Source organism: Herbiconiux moechotypicola (assembly GCF_024979255.1).
Lineage (GTDB): Bacteria > Actinomycetota > Actinomycetes > Actinomycetales > Microbacteriaceae > Herbiconiux > Herbiconiux moechotypicola.
On sequence record NZ_JANLCN010000004.1, the window covers coordinates 387,161 to 405,436 of the forward strand.

The following is an 18,276-nucleotide window of genomic DNA, read 5'->3' on the forward strand; positions in this document are numbered from 1 at the left end:
GCAGCCCCGCGCTCTGCCGTCCCACCTCGCCGACTCGGCCGGGCAGCCGTGGCAGGGGCGCCACTTCGAGCCGCACGGGCACGAGGACGACGACGGCAGTGCACCCCCCGCACTCCTCGCGGCGCTCGGGGCGTTCCGCGCCCAGCCCGGCTCCGGCGACCCCGTCGCGGTGCTCGACTCCCTCCGTGACGCGCGACTGCTCGTGCCCCTCGTGGCGCACGCGGGCGACGAAGGGGTGACGGAGGCGGGCCTCCGGGTCGACAAGACCCAGGAGCTCTCGCTCGTCACGGTCGCCGGCCCCGACGGCCGCACGGTGCTCCCGGCGTTCACCTCGGTCGAGGCGATGGGCCGCTGGAACCGCGCGGCCCGCCCCATCCCGGTCGACGCCCGCCGCATCGCGCTCGCGGCGGCAGCCGAGGGCACCGAGCTGATCGTGCTCGACCCGGCGTCGCCCACCGAGTTCGCGCTCCGCCGCCCGATGGTGTGGGCTCTGGCGCAGGGCACCCCGTGGAAGGCGCCCGCCACCGACCCGGTCGTGGCCGACGCCTTCGAGATCTCCGTCGCCGAGGAGCCGCAGGTCGCGGGGGTGCGCGTGGTCGCGGGCGATCCGGATGCGCGCCTGGCCGGCGCCGAGGTGGTCGTCGTGCTCGGGCTCGTGCCCGGTCTCGATCAGGAGGCCTTGCGCATCCTGCTCGACCGGGTGCGGCAGCGCTGGGCCGTGGATCCGGTCATCGTCGACCGGGTCGACTCGATGAGCGTGCGGCTCACCGCGGTCGGCTGAGAGCTAGTTCACCGGGCCGGTGTACTTCTCGCCCGGGCCCTCGCCGATCTTGTCGGGAACGACGGAGGCCTCGCGGAACGCCAGCTGCAGGGAGCGCAGTCCGTCGCGGAGGCTGCGCGCGTGCTGGTCGCCGAGGAAGGGTGCGGAAGCGGTGACGAGCCCGGCGAGGGCGGTGATGAGCTTGCGTGCCTCGTCGAGGTCGGTCTCGACCGAGGGGTCGTCGGCGAGCCCGCACTTCACCGCTGCGGCGCTCATGAGGTGCACGGCCGTGGTGGTGATGACCTCGACCGCGGGCACCTCGGCGATGTCGCGGATGGCCTCTGCTTCACTCATGTCCAGGAGTCCTTACTGAATCGGCGAGTCTCTGCTAGACTCTTCGCGGTCTGAGTTCTCATGGACTCAGCACGAAAGTGGAGAATCTCCCACCCGCGCATACCGCCTCATCAGGTTACCGGGTCGAAAGCACGTCGAGTTATGCCGTTGCCCCAGGGCACCGACCTGTCTGGCGTGCGGGTTCCTAGCTTTCGTGACGACACACGAAACTAAGGAGCAACGCATCAGCGATCCCCGTACCAACGACCGTATCCGAGTCCCCGAGGTCCGCCTCGTGGGTCCCGGTGGCGAGCAGGTCGGCGTCGTCAGCATCGACGTCGCGCTTCGGCTTGCCCAGGAGGCCGACCTCGACCTCGTCGAGGTGGCACCGAACTCCAAGCCCCCGGTCGCGAAGATCATGGACTACGGAAAGTTCAAGTACGAAGCCGCGCAGAAGGCCAAGGAGGCCCGGCGCAACCAGGCGAACACCATCCTCAAAGAGGTGCGCTTCCGCCTGAAGATCGACGTGCACGACTACGAGACCAAGCGCAAGCGCGCCGAGGGCTTCCTCAAGGCCGGCGACAAGGTCAAGGCGATGATCCTCTTCCGCGGCCGTGAGCAGTCCCGTCCCGAGCAGGGCGTGCGCCTGCTGCAGCGCTTCGCCGAAGACGTCGCCGAATTCGGCACCGTGGAGTCCAACCCCACGATCGACGGCCGCAACATGGTGATGGTCATCGGCCCGCTGAAGAACAAGTCCGAGGCCAAGGCCGAAGCCAACGCCAAGCGCGACGCCTCGAAGGCACGCAACCACGAAGCCACTCCGGCCGCTCCGGCAGCCGAGTAATCCCAGACCCGAACACACACGAGGAGAACACCCATGCCCAAGCAGAAGACCCACTCCGGGTCCAAGAAGCGTTTCAAGGTCACCGGCAGCGGCAAGATCATGAAGCAGCAGGCCGGAATGCGCCACAACCTGGAGGTCAAGGCCCCGGGTCGCAAGGCCCGTCTGAACCAGGACCAGGTGCTGTCCAAGGCCGACACCAAGGTCGCCAAGAAGCTTCTCGGCCTGTAGCCCGTCCGCTGCAGCAGCCGTCAGAGACCCAGAAGGAATAAAGAACAATGGCAAGAGTCAAGCGGGCAGTCAACGCCCACAAGAAGCGTCGCGTCATCCTCGAGCGCGCCGAGGGCTACCGCGGTCAGCGGTCGCGCCTCTACCGCAAGGCCAAGGAGCAGGTCACCCACTCGCTGGTCTACTCCTACCGCGACCGCCGTGCGCGCAAGGGCGACTTCCGCCGCCTGTGGATCCAGCGCATCAACGCCGCCTCGCGCGCGAACGGCCTCACCTACAACCGCTTCATCCAGGGCCTCGCCCTGGCCGGCATCGAGGTCGACCGCCGCATCCTGGCCGAGCTCGCCGTGAACGAGCCCGCCACCTTCGCCGCGATCGTCGAGAGCGCCAAGGCTGCTCTGCCCGCCGACACCTCGGCGCCCAAGTCGGCCGCGTAGTCGACAGGAGTTCTCGCCGCATGCTCGACAATCCGCGTTCGCCGCGCGTTCGGGCCGTGGCGAAGCTCGCCAAGAAAGGAGCCCGGTCGGAGACCGGGCTCTTTCTCTTGGAAGGACCGCAGGCCGTCTCGGAGGCGCTCGCGAGCGACCCCGGTCTGCTGATCGATCTCTTCGCCACCCCGACCGCGCTCGAGCGCCACACGGCCATCGCCGAGCTCGCGCGGTCGGGGGGCGTTGAGGTGGAGTTCGTCACCGAACAGGTGCTCGACGCCATGGCCGACACGGTCACCCCGCAGGGCTTCGTGGCGGTCTGCCGCCAGTTCCCCACGGCCGTGCGCGACGTGTTCGCCCAGGGGCCGCGCCTCGTGGCGATCCTCGAAGAGGTGCGCGACCCCGGCAACGCGGGCACGATCATCCGGGCCGCCGATGCTGCGGGCGCCGATGCGGTCATCCTCACCGGCCGCACGGTCGACCTCTACAACCCCAAGGTGGTGCGCTCCACCACCGGCAGCCTGTTCCACCTGCCGGTCGCGGTGGGCGCCACCCTCGCCGACGTGCTCGATCGCGCGCGAGAGGCCGGCCTGCAGGTGCTCGCCGCCGACATCAAGGGCGACGACCTCCTCGCCGTGCGCACGGAGGGCCTCCTCGCCCGCCCCACGGCCTGGCTCTTCGGCAACGAGGCGCACGGCCTCGACGACGCCGACCTCGCCCTCGCCGACCGTCCGGTGGCGCTGCCCATCTACGGGCGGGCGGAGTCGCTCAACCTGGCCACCGCCGCATCCGTCTGCCTGTACGAGAGCGCGTTCGCCCAGCGATCCTGAGTGTTTCGGCTCGGTTACGTGTGAGTCACGGAACTCTATGAGGCGTTGCCACCCCCGAAGGGGTGTGGTTGGGTGAAGCGCATGGATGCGTCCGCCACCCCCGTTCGAGGCACAGCGGGCGATGCGCCCCTGGTCGTCATCGATCACGTCGACAAGCATTTCGGCGAACTGCACGTGCTGAAAGACGTGACCACTTCGGTCGCGCGCGGCGAGGTCGTGGTCGTCATCGGCCCCTCCGGCTCGGGCAAGTCGACCTTCTGCCGCGCCATCAATCGCCTCGAGACGATCGATTCCGGCACCATCACCATCGACGGCGAGGTGCTGCCGAAGGAGGGCAAGCAGCTCGCGCAGTTGCGGGCCGACGTGGGCATGGTCTTCCAGTCGTTCAACCTCTTCGCCCACAAGACGGTGCTCGAGAACGTGACCCTCGCGCCCACGCGGGTGCGCAAGCGCTCGCGCAAAGAGGCCGAGGCCCGCGCGATGGAGCTGCTCGATCGGGTGGGGGTCGCGAACCAGGCGTCGAAGCTGCCCTCCCAGCTCTCCGGCGGCCAGCAGCAGCGCGTGGCGATCGCGCGCTCGCTCGCCATGGATCCCAAACTCATCCTGCTCGACGAGCCCACCAGCGCGCTCGACCCCGAGATGATCAACGAGGTGCTCGACGTGATGGTCGGCCTCGCCCGCGACGGCATGACCATGATCGTCGTCACCCACGAGATGGGGTTCGCCCGCCGTGCCGCCGACCGGGTCATCTTCATGGCCGACGGCCGCATCGAGGAGGAGGCGACCCCGGAGAAGTTCTTCGACGCCCCGCAGTCGCCGCGGGCGAAGGACTTCCTCTCCAAGATCCTCGCCCACTAGGCGCGGCAACACCCCCGCCACAGTCCGTGCGCGGGGTACACAGCACACGAGAGGTACGACTGATGAGGCACAAGACGCTCCCATTTCTCGCACTGACCGCCGTGGCGGCGGTCGCACTGGCCGGATGCGCGGGGTCGGGTGACACCGCGGCCGAGCCGACGGTCGAGGCGGCACCCACCTTCGCGGCGGGCTCGACCATGGAGGCGCTCTCCGAGGCGGGCCAGATCACCATCGGCACGAAGTTCGACCAGCCGCTGTTCGGCCTGGTCGGGCCCGACGGCACGCCCGAGGGCTTCGACGTGGAGATCGGCAAGATCATCGCGGGCAAGCTCGGCATCGCTCCGGAGAACATCAACTGGGTCGAGACCGTGTCGGCCAACCGCGAGCCGTTCATCCAGAACGGCGAGGTCGACATCGTGGTGGCGACCTACACCATCAACGACACCCGCAAAGAGGTCATCTCGTTCGCCGGGCCCTACTACGAGGCCGGTCAGAGCATCCTCACCCTCGCCGACGACGACACCATCGAGAGCGAGGACGACCTGGTGGGCCAGCCGGTGTGCTCGGTCACCGGATCGACCCCCGCGGCGAACCTCGAGGAGCTAGGCGCCGAGGTCGTGCTCACCGACACCTACACCAACTGCCTGGAGCCTCTGCGCACCGGTCAGGTCGTGGCCGTGTCGACCGACAACGTCATCCTCGCAGGGCTCGCGGCCCAGAACGAGGGCGAGTTCAAGGTGGTGGGCGAGCCCTTCACCCAGGAGCCCTACGGCATCGGGCTGGCGCTCGACGACACCGACTTCCGCATGTTCATCAACGACGTGCTCGAGGAGTCGTACGAGGACGGCAGCTACGAGGCGGCCTGGGATGCAACGGCCGGCGCCGTGCTGCCCTTCGTCGACCCGCCCGCGGTCGACCGGTACTGAGCCGGCCGCGCACGGTACGGCATCCGGATGAGTGAAGCGAGGCCCGAGTGAACGTCGTCATCGACAACCTGCCCCTCTACCTCGAGGGTTTCGGGCAGACCCTGTCGCTGCTCGTGATCTCGGGCCTCGCCGCGCTCGTGGTGGGCACGATCGTGGCGGTGATGCGCATCTCGCCGGTGCCGTCGCTGTCGGGTTTCGCGGCCGTCTACACCGAGCTGCTGCGCAACACCCCGCTCACCCTGGTGCTGTTCTTCTGCGCCATCATCCTGCCCTACCTGGGCTCCGAGCTGCCGTACTTCTGGTGCGCCATCATCGGTCTCACCGCCTACACCTCGCCGTTCGTGGCCGAGGCGCTGCGCTCGGGCGTGAACGGGGTGCCGATCGGGCAGGCCGAGGCGGCGAGGAGCCTCGGGCTCGGCTTCGGACAGACGGTCGGCGTCATCATCTTCCCGCAGGCGTTCCGCATGGTCATCCCGCCGCTCATCAACGTGATGATCGCGCTCACCAAGAACACCTCGGTGGCGGGCGCCTTCTTCGTGGCGGAGCTGTTCGGGGTGGGCCGCACGCTCGCCAACGCGAACGGCAACGCCGTGGTGGCGGTGCTGCTCGCGGTGGCTACCTTCTACCTCCTCATCACCATCCCGCTCGGCATCCTCGCCGGACGGCTCGAGAAGAGATTCGCGGTGCAACGATGAGCGCCTCCGTCCTGTTCGACGCCCCGGGCCCCCGCGCCCGCCGCCGCTCGCGCATCGCCTCGATCGTCGTGATCGTGCTGCTCGCCGCCGCGCTCGCCTGGGGTCTCTACACCCTCGCCCAGCCGCGCGAGTCGGGCGGCATCACGCTCCCCGGCTTCTTCGACGCCTCCCGCTGGGAACCCCTCGTCACCGATCCCGAATTCTGGGGCGCGGTCGGGCGCGGCCTCCTCAACACCCTCCAGGCCGCCGCGGTCGCCGCCGTGATGGCGCTCGCCGTGGGCGTGCTGTTCGTGCTGCTGCGCACCTCCTCGCTCGCGGTGGTGCGCATCCCGGCCACCGTGGTGCTGGAGTTCTTCCGGGGCATGCCGGTGCTGCTGCTCATGCTGTTCATCCTGCTGGTCGGATCGACCGGAGCGTTCTGGGCTGTGGTGCTCGGCCTCGGCCTCTACAACGGAGCCATCATCGGCGAGGCGTTGCGCGCGGGCATCGCGTCGCTGCCCCGAGGCCAGCGCGAGGCGGGACTCAGTCTCGGGATGACGACGCTGCAGACCAGGATGCTCGTGGAGTTCCCGCAGGCGTTCCGCCAGATGCTGCCGATCGTGCTCGCGCAGCTCGTGGTGCTGCTGAAAGACACCAGCCTCGGCTACATCGTGGGCTACAACGAACTCATCCGCACCACCATGAACAATCTCGGCAGCTACTACGGCAACCGCTTCCTCTTCACCCTGTTCGTCATCACCCTGGCGATCTACCTCGCGGTCAACCTCACCCTCTCGGCTCTCACCCGCCGGCTCGCGAGGCGACGGCTCAAGCGACCCGGGCGCATCGGTCCCGTGATCCCGAACCTCGTGCCCACCGCGGGCGGTGGGGCGATGAACGCCACCCTCGTCACCGGGGCCGACCCCGCCGACGCGACGACGGAGTGACCAGCGCGTAGACTTGTGCCTCGTGTCTGAACCCATCGTCATCACCGAGCAGGCGGTGAGCGACGCGGTCGACGCGGCGCTCGCAGCGCTCGCGACCGCCACCGATTCGGCGTCCCTGCGGGCCGTGCGCTCCGAGCACGCGGGGGAGCACTCCGCGCTCGCCGCGTTCAACGCGCAGATCAAGTCGCTCCCCGGCGACCAGAAGGCCGCGGCCGGCAAGCTCGTCGGTCAGGCCCGTGCCCGGGTGAACCAGGCCATCGCCGCCCGCGAGGTCGAGGTCGTGGCGCTCGAGGAGTCCGCACGGCTCGCCGAGGAGGCCGTCGACGTGACGGCGCTGCCCACGCACCGGCGCATCGGCGCCCGCCATCCGCTCTCCCTGCTGCAAGACCGCATCGCCGACATCTTCGTGGGCATGGGCTGGGAGGTGGCGGAGGGCCCCGAGGTCGAGAGCGAGTGGTTCAACTTCGACGCCCTCAACTTCGACGCCGACCACCCCGCGCGCGCCATGCAGGACACCTTCTTCATCGACCCGCCCGAGGCGCACCTGGTGCTCCGCACGCACACCAGCCCCGTGCAGGTGCGCAGCCTGCTCGAGCGCGAGCTGCCGGTCTACGTCATCGCGCCCGGCCGTGTGTACCGCACCGACGAGCTCGACGCCACGCACACGCCCGTGTTCAGCCAGGTCGAGGGCATCGCCATCGACAAGGGCCTCACGATGGCCCACCTGCGCGGCACCCTCGAGCACTTCGCACGGCAGATGTTCGGCGAGGGCGCGAAGATCCGCCTGCGCCCCAACTACTTCCCCTTCACCGAGCCCAGCGCCGAGATGGACGTGTGGCAACCGAACGCCAAGGGCGGCGCCCGCTGGGTGGAGTGGGGCGGCTGCGGCATGGTGAACCCCAACGTGCTGCGCTCGGCGGGCATCGATCCCGACGAGTTCTCCGGCTTCGCCTTCGGCATGGGCATCGAGCGCACGCTGCAGTTCCGCAACGACCTCAATGACATGCGCGACATGGTCGAGGGCGACATCCGCTTCAGTCAGCAGTTCGGAATGGTGGTCTAGAGATGCGAGTGCCGATCAGCTGGCTCGCCGAGTACGTCGACGTCCCCGCCGACGCGTCGATCGACGACATCCACGCCGCCCTCGTCAAGGTGGGCCTCGAGGAGGAGGGGTCGCACGGTTTCGACCTGCAGGGTCCGATCGTCGTGGGGCAGGTGCTCTCCTTCGAGCCCGAACCGCAGTCCAACGGCAAGACCATCCGGTGGTGCCAGGTGCGCGTGGCCCCCGAGGGCCAGACCGCGGCCGACGGGGGCGCGGATGTGCGGGGTATCGTCTGCGGCGCCTCGAACTTCGTCGAGGGCGACAAGGTGGTGGTCACCCTCCCGGGCGCCGTGCTGCCCGGCGGTTTCGCCATCGCCGCGCGCAAGACCTACGGCCACGTCTCCGACGGCATGATCGCCTCGGCGCGTGAACTGGGCCTCGGCGACGACCACGACGGCATCCTGCGCCTGGCCACACTGGGTCTCGACCCCGAGGTTGGCACCGACGCGCTCGCGCTGCTCTCGCTCGACGACTCCGCCGTCGAGGTGAACGTCACGCCCGACCGCGGCTATGCGTTCTCCATCCGCGGCATCGCGCGTGAGTACTCGCACTCCACCGGCGCGGCCTTCCGCGACCCGGTCGACCGCGTGGCCACCGTGGCCGGCAACGGCTTCCCGGTGTCGATCCACGACGAGGCGCCCATCCGGGGCCGCGTCGGCGCCACCGTGTTCGTCACCCGGGTCGTGCGCGGCATCGACCCCACCGTGAAGTCGCCGGCCTGGCTCGTGTCGCGGCTCAAGCTCGCGGGCATCCGTTCGATCTCGCTGGTCGTCGACATCACGAACTACGTCATGCTCGAGTTCGGCCAGCCGATCCACGGTTACGACCTGGATGCGCTGCAGGGCGGCATCGTGGTGCGTCGCGCCAGCGAGGGGGAGACCCTCGAGACGCTCGACGGCGCGGTGCGCACGCTCCACCCCGAAGACCTCGTGATCGCCGACGACCGCGGCGCCATCGGCCTCGCGGGCGTGATGGGGGGAGCCTCGACCGAGATCGGCGAGGGCACCACCGACGTGCTCATCGAGGCGGCGAACTTCGACCCCGTGTCGATCGCGCGCACGGCGCGCCGCCACAAGCTGCCGAGCGAGGCGTCGCGTCGCTTCGAGCGCGGGGTCGACCCGAAGGCCGCGCAGCCCGCGGCCGCCCGCGTGGTGGAACTTCTCGAGACCCTCGCAGGCGGCACGGCCGACGGTCTCGGCTCGGTGCACCACGAGCACGCCGAACCCGGAGCCATCATGCTGCCGTTCGGCTTCGTGCAGCGTCTGGTGGGCGTCGACTTCACTCCCGACGACATCGCGCGCTCACTCGCCGAGATCGGCTCGACGGTGGAGGAGAACGCGGCCGGCTTCGAGGTGACCCCGCCGTCCTGGCGGCCCGACCTCATCGACAAGGCCTCGCTCGCCGAAGAGGTCGCCCGCATCGTGGGCTACGACCGCATCCCGAGCATCCTCCCGGTCGCCCCTCCTGGCCGCGGCCTCACCGTCTCGCAGCAGGCGCGCCGGCGCACGGCCGACGTGCTCGCCGCGGGCGGGCTCACCGAGGTGCTCGCCTACCCCTTCCTCACGGCACGCCAGAACGCGGTGTTCGGCTCGCCCGTGGAGGAAGAGGTGCCCGCGATCGTCGTGGCGAACCCGCTCGACAGCGAGGCGGCGCTGCTGCGCACCTCGCTCCTGCCGGGTCTCATCGACATCGCGCGCCGCAACCTCTCGCGTGGTCTGACCGACCTCGCCGTGTTCGAGATCGGCTCGGTCTTCGTGCCCGAGGCGGGTCAGCGGTACGGGCAAGACGTGCTGCCGCTCGGCGCCGTGCTGCCCGACGCGGCCCAGCTCAGCGAGCTGCACGCGGGCATCCCGCCGCAGCCGCGCCACATCGGCGCGCTGCTGCTCGGCAACACCGTCGACCGCCAGCCGGGGCAGCCCGCGGTGGCCGCCGGGATCGCCGACGCCCTCGACACCGTGCGGCTGCTCGAGTCGGCGCTCGCCGTCTCGGTGCGGGTCGCCGCGGGCACGCACAAGGCGCTGCACCCGGGCCGAACGGCCGAGCTCTTCGTGCAGACCGCGACGGGTGAGGCGGCCGTCGGGTTCGCGGGCGAGATCCTGCCGGCGCTCGCCGACGAACTCGACCTGCCCCGCGTCGTCGCCGTGCTCGAGCTCGACCTCGACGCGCTGATCGACGCCGCCGGCAGCTCGGTGGAGGCCGCGCCGATCAGCGGCTTCCCGGCCGCCACGCAAGATCTGTCGCTGGTCGTCGACGCCGCGGTGCCGGCGGGCGAGGTGGAGAGCGCGGTGGTCGCGGGCGCCGGCGAGCTGCTGGAGAGCATCCGGCTGGTCGACGACTACCGGGGGGCCGGCCTGCCCGACTCCTCGAAGTCGCTCACTTTCGCCCTGCGCTTCCGGGCTCCCGACCGCACCCTCACCGCCGCCGAGGCCTCCGAGGCCAAGCTCGCCGGTGCGGCCAGGGCGGCAGAACTCCACGGTGCGACCGTGCGCGAGTAGCGCACGGTCTAGATTGGAGAGATGGTGTACACGGTCGCGATCGCGGGAGCCAGCGGATACGCGGGGGGCGAGCTCCTGCGCCTCTTGAGCGCGCATCCCGAGTTCGAGGTGCGCACGGTCACGGCGAACAAGAATGCCGGCCAGCGACTCATCGACCTGCAGCCGCACCTGCGCTCCTACGAGCACCTCGTGCTGCAGGAGACGAGCGCTGAGGTGCTGCGCGGTCACGACGTCGTCTTCCTCGCGCTTCCGCACGGCCACTCCGGCGCGCTCGCGGCCGAGCTCGGCGACGCGAGCGTGGTGGTGGACTGCGGCGCAGACCACCGGCTCACGAGCGCCACGGCCTGGGAGACCTTCTACAAGTCCGAGTACCACGGCTCGTGGCCGTACGGCCTGCCCGAGCTCGTGCTCGCCGACGGCTCGAAGCAGCGCGACCACCTCGTGGGCGTGAACCGCATCGCCGTGCCGGGCTGCAACGTGACGGCCATCACGCTGGGCCTCGCGCCCGGGCTCCGTGCCGGTGTCATCCAGGCGGCAGACCTCGTGGCCGTGCTCGCGGTGGGTCCGTCGGGTGCGGGCAAGACGCTGCGCACCGACCTGCTCGCGAGCGAGCTCATGGGGTCGGCGCACGCCTACGGCGTCGGCGGGGTGCACCGCCACGTGCCCGAGATCGTGCAGAACCTCACGGCCGCGTCGAACGAGGCGGTGACCGTGTCGTTCACCCCCGTGCTCGTGCCGATGTCCCGCGGCATCCTCGCCACCTCCACGGCACGACTGCAGCCTGGCGTCTCGGCCTCCGACGTGCGCTCCGCCTGGGAGCTGGCCTACGCCGACGAACCGTTCGTGCACCTGCTGCCGGAGGGCCAGTTCCCCCGCGTCTCCGACACCACCGGTGCCAACACCGCTCTGGTGGGTCTCGCCGTCGACGAGGCGGCCGACCGCGTCGTCGCCGTCACCGCGCTCGACAACCTCGTCAAGGGCACCGCGGGCGCCGCCATCCAGTCCACCAACCTCGCCCTGGGTCTTCCCGAGCGCGCAGGCCTCCCCGTGAACGGAGTCGCGCCGTGAGCGTCACCCACCCCGCCGGATTCCGCGCATCCGGGGTCGTCGCCGGCCTCAAGTCGACCGGTGCGCGCGACCTCGCGCTCGTGGTCAACGACGGTCCGCGCCACGACGCGGCGGCGGTGTTCACCTCCAACCGTGCCAAGGCCAACCCCGTCCTCTGGTCGGAGCAGGCGGTGCGCGACGGTCGCATCGACGCGGTGGTGCTCAACTCCGGCGGGGCCAACTGCTTCACCGGGGCCTTCGGGTTCCAGACCACGCACTCCACCGCCGAGGCCGTCGCCGCCGCGCTCGGGGTGGCGGCGGGCGACGTGCTCGTGTGCTCCACGGGCCTCATCGGCGTAGGCGACCAGAGCTTCCGCGACGCGATCCTCGACAACGTGCCGGCCGCGGCCACGGCGCTCAGCCCCGAGGGCGGCGCAGAGGCGGCCCTCGCCATCATGACCACCGACTCGAAGCCGAAGGAGGCCGTAGTCTCCTCATCGGCGGGCTGGTCGATCGGCGGCATGGCGAAGGGGGCCGGGATGCTCGCGCCGGGCCTGGCCACCATGCTCGTCGTCATCACCACCGACGCCGCCGTCCCCGCCGAGGCGCTCGACCGAGCGCTCCGAGCCTCCACGCGGGTCACCTTCGACCGGGTCGACTCCGACGGCTGCATGTCGACCAACGACACCGTCGCGTTGCTCGCCTCGGGCGCATCCGGGGTCGAGGCCGACGAGGCCGAGTTCACCGCCGCGCTCACCGCGCTCTGCCTCGATCTGGCCCGGCAGCTGCAGCGCGACGCCGAGGGGGCCAGTCACGACATCGCCATCGAGGTGGTGAACGCCGCCAGCGAAGACGACGCGGTGGTGGTGGGCCGCGCGGTCTCGCGCAGCAACCTGCTGAAGACAGCCATCTTCGGCAACGACCCCAACTGGGGCCGAGTACTCGCCGCGCTCGGCACCACCGACGCCGTGTTCGACCCGTACCGTATCGACGTGTCGATGAACGGCGTGATGGTGTGCCGCGAGGGCGAGCCCGGGGAGCCTCGTGAACTGGTCGATCTCGCGCCGCGCGAGACGAGCATCCTGATCGACCTCAAGTCGGGTGACGCGTCGGCCACCATCTACACCAACGACCTCACGCACGACTACGTGCACGAGAACAGCGCGTACGCCAGCTGATGGCCGGGCACACCGCATCCGCACCCGGCAGCGCCGACGACGCGCCGCTGAGCGCCGCCGACGCCGCGGCGCTGGCCCACGTGAAGGCCTCGACGCTGATCGAGTCGCTGCCCTGGCTGAAGCGCTTCCACGGCCAGATCATCGTGGTGAAGTTCGGCGGCAACGCCATGGTCGACCCCGAGCTCCAGCGCACCTTCGCCGAGGACATGGTGTACCTCAGGTACGCGGGCCTGCGTCCCGTCGTCGTGCACGGCGGGGGTCCACAGATCTCGCGCATGCTCGACCGGCTCGGCATCGCGAGCGAGTTCCGTGGCGGCTACCGGGTCACCAGCCCCGAGGCCATGGAGGTGGTGCGCATGGTGCTCACCGGGCAGATCAGCCGCGACATCGTGAGCCACATCAACGAGCACGGTCCGCTCGCCGCGGCCATCTCGGGCGAGGATGCCGGCCTCTTCGAGGGCCGGCGCCGCGGGGCGGAGATCGACGGCGAGATCGTGGACCTCGGTCTCGTCGGAGACGTCGTCGAAGTGAACCCGGAGGCGGTGCTCGCCCAGGTCGACGCAGGGCGCATCCCGGTGGTGTCGTCGATCGCGCCCGACGTCGATGAGCCCGGCCAGGTGCTCAACGTCAACGCCGATGCCGCCGCCGCCGCATTGGCCGTGGCTCTCGGCGCCGCCAAACTCGTCATCCTCACCGACGTGGCCGGACTCTACAGCGACTGGCCGAACCGCGACTCTCTCGTGTCGGTCATCGACAGCGAGGAGCTGCGCGCGCTCCTGCCCTCCCTCGAGTCGGGCATGATCCCGAAGATGTCGGCCTGCCTCGAGGCGGTCGACGGCGGTGTGGCGAAGTCGGCCATCATCGATGGCCGCGAGCCGCACTCCATCCTCCTCGAGGTCTTCACCCAGAGCGGCATCGGCACCGAGGTCGTGCCCGCCTCCTCCACCAGCCCCGCCTCCTCCACCAGAAAGGACTGACGTGTCGGTCACCGGAACGGAATCCCCCTGGAAGGGTCGCTTCGACACCTCCCTCATGCGCACGATGGGGATGCCGTTGCGATACCTGGTGCGCGGTGAGGGCTGTTACGTCTGGGACGACGAGGGGAACGAGTACCTCGACTTCCTCGCCGGCATCGCGGTGAACTCACTCGGCCACGCGCATCCGGTGTTCGTGGAGGCCGTGTCGAAGCAGGCCGCCACGCTGGCGCACGTGTCGAACTACTTCTCCACGCCGCCGCAGCTCGAGCTCGCCGAGCGGCTCGCGCGCATCACCGGGGCGGGCGAGGGCGCGCGAGCCTACTTCTGCAACTCGGGCGCCGAGGCGAACGAGGCCGCGTTCAAGCTCGCCCGGCTGAACTCCAGCGAGCGGCGGCGCACCATCCTCGCGCTGCACAACGGCTTCCACGGGCGCACGATGGGTGCCCTCTCGCTCACCGGCAAACCCGCCATGCGCGAGCCCTTCGAGCCGATGCCCGCGGGCGTGGTGCACATCGACTCCACCATGGAGGCCCTCGACGCCGCGATCGACGACACCGTCGCCGCGCTGGTGCTCGAGACCATCAAGGGTGAAGCCGGGGTGGTCGACCTCCCGGACGGCTTCCTGCGCCGGGCGCGTGAGCTCACGGCTCGACACGGCGTGCTGCTGATCGTCGACGAGATCCAGACCGGAGTCGGCCGTACGGGGGAGTGGTTCTCGTACATGCACGACGGCATCCTGCCGGATGCGGTCACCATCGCGAAGGGCATCGCCGGCGGCTTCCCGATCGGTGCGCTGGTCACCTTCGGCTGGGCCTCCGAGCTGTTCAGCCGGGGTCAGCACGGCAGCACCTTCGGGGGCAATCCGCTCGCCACGGCCACCGCGAACGCCGTGCTCACCGAGATCGAGTCGGCCGGTCTGGTGCAGAACGCCGCGGTGCGCGGCACCGAGCTGCGCGCTGTGATCGAGTCGATCGACTCCCCGCTCATCCACGAGGTGCGCGGGCAGGGTCTGCTCATCGGAGTGGGCCTCACCGAGCCGGTGGCGCAGGCGGTGTCGGATGCGGCGCTCGACGCCGGCCTCATCATCAACGCCCCCAACGACTCGAGCCTGCGCATCGCGCCGCCGCTCGTCATCGGCGACGACGAGGTGAGGGTCTTCGGCAACCGTCTGCGCCAGGCCTTCGCCGCCGTCGACGGCGCGCGCTGAGCGGGCCCGCTATCCTGTTGGTTTCCAGACACCACCCCTGAGGCGACACATGACCAGGCACTTCCTCCGCGACGACGACATCACCCCGGCCGAGCAGGCGCAGATCCTCGATCTGGCCGTCGAGCTCAAGCGAGACCGATTCGCCGCGCGCCCGCTCGAGGGTCCGCAGACGGTCGCCGTCATCTTCGACAAGTCGTCCACGCGCACCCGTGTCTCGTTCGCCGTGGGGATCGCCGACCTCGGCGGCATCCCGCTCATCATCTCGACCGCCGCCAGCCAGCTCGGGGGCAAGGAGACCGCCTCCGACACGGCGCGCGTGCTCGAGCGCCAGGTCGCCGCGATCGTGTGGCGCACCTACGGTCAGGCGGGGCTCGAGGAGATGGCGGCCGGCACGACCGTGCCCGTGGTCAACGCGCTCTCCGACGACTTCCACCCCTGCCAGCTGCTCGCCGACTTCCTCACCATCCGCGAGCACCGGGGTGACCTCGCAGGGCTGACGGTCGCGTTCCTCGGCGACGGCGCGAGCAACATGGCCCAGTCGTATCTGCTCGCGGGCGCGACCGCCGGGATGCACGTGCGGGTCGCCGCCCCGCCGGCCTACGCGCCGAGCGCCTCCGTCGTGGCCGACGCCGAGCGCCGGGCCGCCGAGACCGGGGGCTCGATCAGCGTGCTCACCGACCCGACCGCGGCCGCATCCGGAGCCGACGTCGTGGTCACCGACACCTGGGTGTCGATGGGCAAAGAAGACGAGAAGGCAGCCAGGGTGAAGACCTTCGGCGGCTACCAGGTCGACGAGGCGATGATGGCGCGGGCCAAGGCCGACGCGCTCTTCCTGCACTGCCTGCCCGCCGATCGCGGCTACGAGGTGGCGGCCGAGGTGATCGACGGCCCGCAGAGCGTGATCTGGGACGAGGCCGAGAACCGGCTGCACGCCCAGAAGGCGCTGCTGGTGTGGCTGTTCGAGCAGAACGCGGCGGCCTCGGCAGCACCCGCGCGCAAGGCGGGGTTCTGATGGCGGACGATGTGTCCAACCGGGCGGGCGAGGCCGGCGCGCTCTGGGGTGGACGGTTCGCCGGTGGCCCGGCGCCCGAGCTCACCGAGCTGAGCCGCTCGACCCATTTCGACTGGCAGCTCGCGCAGTACGACATCGAGGGTTCGAGAGCCCACGCCCGAGCGCTCGCGCGGGCGGGTTACCTCGGCGATGACGAGCTGGCAGGCATGCTCGGCGCGCTCGACACGCTGGCCGATGCGGTCGAGGGCGGGGAGTTCCGTCCGCTTGCCACCGACGAAGACGTGCACTCCGCGCTCGAGCGCGGTCTCATCGACATCGCCGGCGCCGAGCTCGGCGGCAAGCTGAGGGCCGGCCGTAGCCGCAACGACCAGATCGCCACGCTCATCCGGATGCTGCTGCGCGATCACGCCGCGAGCATCCGGCGGCTGCTGGTCGACCTCATCGACGCCACGGCCTCGCAGGCGGAGGCGCATCCCGACGCCATCCTGCCGGGGCGCACCCACCTCCAGCACGCGCAGCCGGTGCTGCTCGCACATCAGCTGCTGGCGCACTGCTGGCCGCTCGTGCGCGACCTCGAGCGGCTGCGCGACTGGGACAGACGTGCCGATGCCTCGCCCTACGGCTCGGGTGCTCTGGCCGGCAACACGCTGGGCCTCGACGCCGAGCTCGTGGCGCACGACCTCGGCTTCGCGCACGGGGTGGAGAACTCGATCGACGGCACGGCTTCGCGCGACGTGGTGGCCGAGTTCGCCTACATCACGGCTCAGATCGGTATCGATCTCTCGCGGTTCGCCGAGGAGATCATCATCTGGAACACGAAGGAGTTCGGCTTCGTCACGCTGTCGGACTCGTACTCGACCGGATCGTCGATCATGCCGCAGAAGAAGAACCCCGACATCGCCGAGCTCGCGCGCGGCAAGTCGGGCCGGCTGATCGGCAACCTCACCGGGTTGCTCGCGACCCTCAAGGGTCTGCCGCTGGCGTACAACCGCGATCTGCAGGAGGACAAAGAGCCCGTCTTCGACTCGATCACGACGCTGGAGGTGCTGCTGCCGGCGTTCACCGGAATGGTGGCCACCCTGCACTTCCACACCGACCGGATGGCGGAACTCGCGCCGCAGGGCTTCTCGCTCGCGACCGACATCGCGGAGTGGCTGGTGAAGCAGCACGTCACGTTCCGCGACGCGCACGAGATCACCGGTGCCGTCGTGAAGTTCGCCGAAGACCACGGGCTCGAGCTCGATGAACTGAGCGACGAGCAGTTCGCGCAGATCTCGCCGCACCTCACGCCCGAGGTGCGCACGGTGCTCACCATCGAGGGCTCGGTGGCCAGTCGCGACGGGTCGGGAGGCACGGCGGGTGTCCGCGTGCGCGAGCAGCTCGCGGCGCTCACCGCCCGGGTGCGGGTGCTCGTGACCCCGCCGGCGTCGGTCGATGCGGCGGGAGCTGCGTCATGAGCGACGACGAGAAGCCGAAGTCGGGCAAGGCCCCGCGAGACCCCTCCGACCCGGGCTTCTGGCGTCGGCCGCTCCCGAGCGGAGCGGTGTGGGCCATCATCGGCGTCGCCGCAGCCGTGGTCGTGGCCGGCATCATCGTGTCGCTCTCGCTGGGCGTGAGTCTCTTCTGAGGCGCTGACGCCGATCCCCCGATTTGCTCCGCTCTGTGACGTCTGCCGTGATCGATCTCTCGGACTCCGCACTCGAGGTCGCGCCGCGGTTGCTCGGGGCGGTGCTGTCGCACTCGACCGCCGAGGGCACGGTCGCCGTGAGGCTGACCGAGGTCGAGGCCTACCTGGGAGCCGGTGTGGATCCCGGGTCGCACGCCTTTCGGGGGCCGACCCCGCGCATCGCCTCGATGTACGGGCCGCCCGGACACCTGTACACGTACTTCACCTACGGGATGCACGTGTGTGCGAACGTGGTGTGCTCACCGGTGGGGGAGGCGTCGGCCGTGCTGCTGCGCGCCGGCGAGGTCGTGGAGGGGCACGAGCTCGCGCGCCTCCGCCGCCCGACGGCGCGCACCGACCGCGACCTCGCGCGCGGGCCCGCCAATCTGGTGCGGGCACTCGGGATCCTGCTCGGCGAAGACGGGGCGTCGCTGTTCGCCCCGCCGTTCGGGCTGAGCGGTGTCGGTGCGGGGGAAGCGGGGGAGCCGGTGGTGGGGCCTGGACCCCGCATCGAGCGATCGCTGCGGACGGGCGTGAGCGGCGATGGCGGGCGGGAGCCTTTCGACTGGCGGTTCCATCTCGCGGGGGAGCCGAGTGTCTCTGCCTACAAGCGCCATCCCCGCGCCTGACCGCGGAAACACGGGCGACACGCCCGGGCTGCACCGCGATTTGCAGGGTTACGAAACATCCGCGTAATCTTCTAACTCGTCACCCCACAGGTGCGGGAAAGCGGAAGAGCTTCCCGGCCTCACGTCGGTGGCCACACA

At 70.3% G+C, this 18,276-nt stretch carries 20 protein-coding genes; 19 read left to right on the forward strand and 1 reads right to left on the reverse strand.

Annotated elements, in window-relative coordinates; genetic code table 11:
- Positions 1-13: 13 nt before the first annotated feature.
- The gene (locus tag N1031_RS09020; protein WP_259479314.1) at positions 14-781 is read left to right on the forward strand and encodes an SseB family protein; all 768 of its coding nucleotides are present in this window, start codon (positions 14-16) and stop codon (positions 779-781) included.
- A 3-nt stretch (positions 782-784) separates the two neighbouring features.
- Here N1031_RS09020 and N1031_RS09025 read toward each other — a convergent pair whose 3' ends face one another.
- A complete protein-coding gene (locus N1031_RS09025; RefSeq protein WP_259479276.1) occupies positions 785-1,114 on the reverse strand; it encodes a DUF1844 domain-containing protein in 330 nt (109 codons plus the stop codon).
- A gap of 193 nt (positions 1,115-1,307) precedes the next feature.
- Here N1031_RS09025 and infC point away from each other — a divergent pair, with 193 nt between their 5' ends.
- From infC to N1031_RS09115, 18 genes are all read left to right on the forward strand, one after another.
- Complete coding sequence (gene infC / locus N1031_RS09030; protein WP_259479277.1) at positions 1,308-1,937, forward strand: translation initiation factor IF-3; 630 nt, start codon at positions 1,308-1,310, stop codon at positions 1,935-1,937.
- A 33-nt stretch (positions 1,938-1,970) separates the two neighbouring features.
- On the forward strand, positions 1,971-2,165 hold the full coding sequence (gene rpmI, locus N1031_RS09035) for a 50S ribosomal protein L35 (protein WP_259479278.1): 195 nt from the start codon (positions 1,971-1,973) through the stop codon (positions 2,163-2,165).
- A gap of 47 nt (positions 2,166-2,212) precedes the next feature.
- On the forward strand, positions 2,213-2,599 hold the full coding sequence (gene rplT / locus N1031_RS09040; RefSeq protein WP_259479279.1) for a 50S ribosomal protein L20: 387 nt from the start codon (positions 2,213-2,215) through the stop codon (positions 2,597-2,599).
- Between the two features lie 20 nt (positions 2,600-2,619).
- Positions 2,620-3,420, forward strand: a complete 801-nt coding sequence (locus N1031_RS09045; RefSeq protein ID WP_259479280.1) for a TrmH family RNA methyltransferase — start codon at positions 2,620-2,622, stop codon at positions 3,418-3,420.
- 81 nt (positions 3,421-3,501) lie between these two features.
- Positions 3,502-4,278, forward strand: a complete 777-nt coding sequence (locus N1031_RS09050; RefSeq protein WP_310795674.1) for an amino acid ABC transporter ATP-binding protein — start codon at positions 3,502-3,504, stop codon at positions 4,276-4,278.
- 62 nt (positions 4,279-4,340) lie between these two features.
- On the forward strand, positions 4,341-5,204 hold the full coding sequence (locus N1031_RS09055) for a glutamate ABC transporter substrate-binding protein (protein ID WP_259479281.1): 864 nt from the start codon (positions 4,341-4,343) through the stop codon (positions 5,202-5,204).
- 47 nt (positions 5,205-5,251) lie between these two features.
- Complete coding sequence (locus tag N1031_RS09060) at positions 5,252-5,899, forward strand: amino acid ABC transporter permease (protein ID WP_259479282.1); 648 nt, start codon at positions 5,252-5,254, stop codon at positions 5,897-5,899.
- Positions 5,896-6,825: an amino acid ABC transporter permease gene (locus N1031_RS09065; protein ID WP_259479283.1), complete on the forward strand. Its 930-nt coding sequence runs from the start codon at positions 5,896-5,898 to the stop codon at positions 6,823-6,825. The genes N1031_RS09060 and N1031_RS09065 overlap by 4 nt, the downstream gene beginning before the upstream one ends.
- A gap of 22 nt (positions 6,826-6,847) precedes the next feature.
- Positions 6,848-7,888 (forward strand): phenylalanine--tRNA ligase subunit alpha, encoded by a 1,041-nt coding sequence (gene pheS / locus N1031_RS09070; protein ID WP_259479284.1) that lies wholly within the window; start codon positions 6,848-6,850, stop codon positions 7,886-7,888.
- Positions 7,889-7,890: 2 nt separating this feature from the next.
- Entirely contained in the window at positions 7,891-10,422 is a 2,532-nt protein-coding gene (pheT, locus tag N1031_RS09075) for a phenylalanine--tRNA ligase subunit beta (protein ID WP_259479285.1), read from the forward strand.
- Positions 10,423-10,443: 21 nt separating this feature from the next.
- A complete protein-coding gene (gene argC / locus N1031_RS09080) occupies positions 10,444-11,490 on the forward strand; it encodes an N-acetyl-gamma-glutamyl-phosphate reductase (RefSeq protein ID WP_259479286.1) in 1,047 nt (348 codons plus the stop codon).
- Complete coding sequence (argJ, locus tag N1031_RS09085) at positions 11,487-12,647, forward strand: bifunctional glutamate N-acetyltransferase/amino-acid acetyltransferase ArgJ (protein WP_259479287.1); 1,161 nt, start codon at positions 11,487-11,489, stop codon at positions 12,645-12,647. Before argC ends, argJ begins: the two co-directional genes overlap by 4 nt.
- The gene (gene argB, locus N1031_RS09090; protein WP_259479288.1) at positions 12,647-13,624 is read left to right on the forward strand and encodes an acetylglutamate kinase; all 978 of its coding nucleotides are present in this window, start codon (positions 12,647-12,649) and stop codon (positions 13,622-13,624) included. Before argJ ends, argB begins: the two co-directional genes overlap by 1 nt.
- A gap of 1 nt (position 13,625) precedes the next feature.
- The gene (locus N1031_RS09095; protein WP_259479289.1) at positions 13,626-14,831 is read left to right on the forward strand and encodes an acetylornithine transaminase; all 1,206 of its coding nucleotides are present in this window, start codon (positions 13,626-13,628) and stop codon (positions 14,829-14,831) included.
- Positions 14,832-14,880: 49 nt separating this feature from the next.
- Positions 14,881-15,843 carry an ornithine carbamoyltransferase gene (argF, locus tag N1031_RS09100; protein WP_259479290.1) on the forward strand — a complete coding sequence of 321 codons (963 nt, stop codon included), beginning with the start codon at positions 14,881-14,883 and terminating at the stop codon, positions 15,841-15,843.
- Positions 15,843-17,300, forward strand: coding sequence for an argininosuccinate lyase (gene argH / locus N1031_RS09105; RefSeq protein WP_259479291.1), 1,458 nt, complete (start codon positions 15,843-15,845; stop codon positions 17,298-17,300). The genes argF and argH overlap by 1 nt, the downstream gene beginning before the upstream one ends.
- Entirely contained in the window at positions 17,297-17,470 is a 174-nt protein-coding gene (locus N1031_RS09110; RefSeq protein ID WP_259479292.1) for a hypothetical protein, read from the forward strand. Before argH ends, N1031_RS09110 begins: the two co-directional genes overlap by 4 nt.
- A 35-nt stretch (positions 17,471-17,505) precedes the next feature.
- A complete protein-coding gene (locus tag N1031_RS09115) occupies positions 17,506-18,138 on the forward strand; it encodes a DNA-3-methyladenine glycosylase (RefSeq protein WP_259479293.1) in 633 nt (210 codons plus the stop codon).
- The last annotated feature ends 138 nt before the right edge of the window (positions 18,139-18,276 follow it).

Excerpts from the sequence above, each read along its gene's own strand:
- N1031_RS09025 (WP_259479276.1), bottom strand. The coding sequence starts at position 1,114 with ATGAGTGAAGCAGAGGCCATCCGCGACATCGCCGAGGTGCCCGCGGTC.
- pheT (WP_259479285.1), top strand. The coding sequence starts at position 7,891 with ATGCGAGTGCCGATCAGCTGGCTCGCCGAGTACGTCGACGTCCCCGCC.
- argC (WP_259479286.1), top strand. The coding sequence starts at position 10,444 with ATGGTGTACACGGTCGCGATCGCGGGAGCCAGCGGATACGCGGGGGGC.
- argB (WP_259479288.1), top strand. The coding sequence starts at position 12,647 with ATGGCCGGGCACACCGCATCCGCACCCGGCAGCGCCGACGACGCGCCG.
- rpmI (WP_259479278.1), top strand. The coding sequence starts at position 1,971 with ATGCCCAAGCAGAAGACCCACTCCGGGTCCAAGAAGCGTTTCAAGGTC.
- N1031_RS09110 (WP_259479292.1), top strand. The coding sequence starts at position 17,297 with ATGAGCGACGACGAGAAGCCGAAGTCGGGCAAGGCCCCGCGAGACCCC.
- N1031_RS09050 (WP_310795674.1), top strand. The coding sequence starts at position 3,502 with ATGGATGCGTCCGCCACCCCCGTTCGAGGCACAGCGGGCGATGCGCCC.
- argH (WP_259479291.1), top strand. The coding sequence starts at position 15,843 with ATGGCGGACGATGTGTCCAACCGGGCGGGCGAGGCCGGCGCGCTCTGG.
- rplT (WP_259479279.1), top strand. The coding sequence starts at position 2,213 with ATGGCAAGAGTCAAGCGGGCAGTCAACGCCCACAAGAAGCGTCGCGTC.
- argF (WP_259479290.1), top strand. The coding sequence starts at position 14,881 with ATGACCAGGCACTTCCTCCGCGACGACGACATCACCCCGGCCGAGCAG.
- N1031_RS09065 (WP_259479283.1), top strand. The coding sequence starts at position 5,896 with ATGAGCGCCTCCGTCCTGTTCGACGCCCCGGGCCCCCGCGCCCGCCGC.
- N1031_RS09045 (WP_259479280.1), top strand. The coding sequence starts at position 2,620 with ATGCTCGACAATCCGCGTTCGCCGCGCGTTCGGGCCGTGGCGAAGCTC.
- N1031_RS09055 (WP_259479281.1), top strand. The coding sequence starts at position 4,341 with ATGAGGCACAAGACGCTCCCATTTCTCGCACTGACCGCCGTGGCGGCG.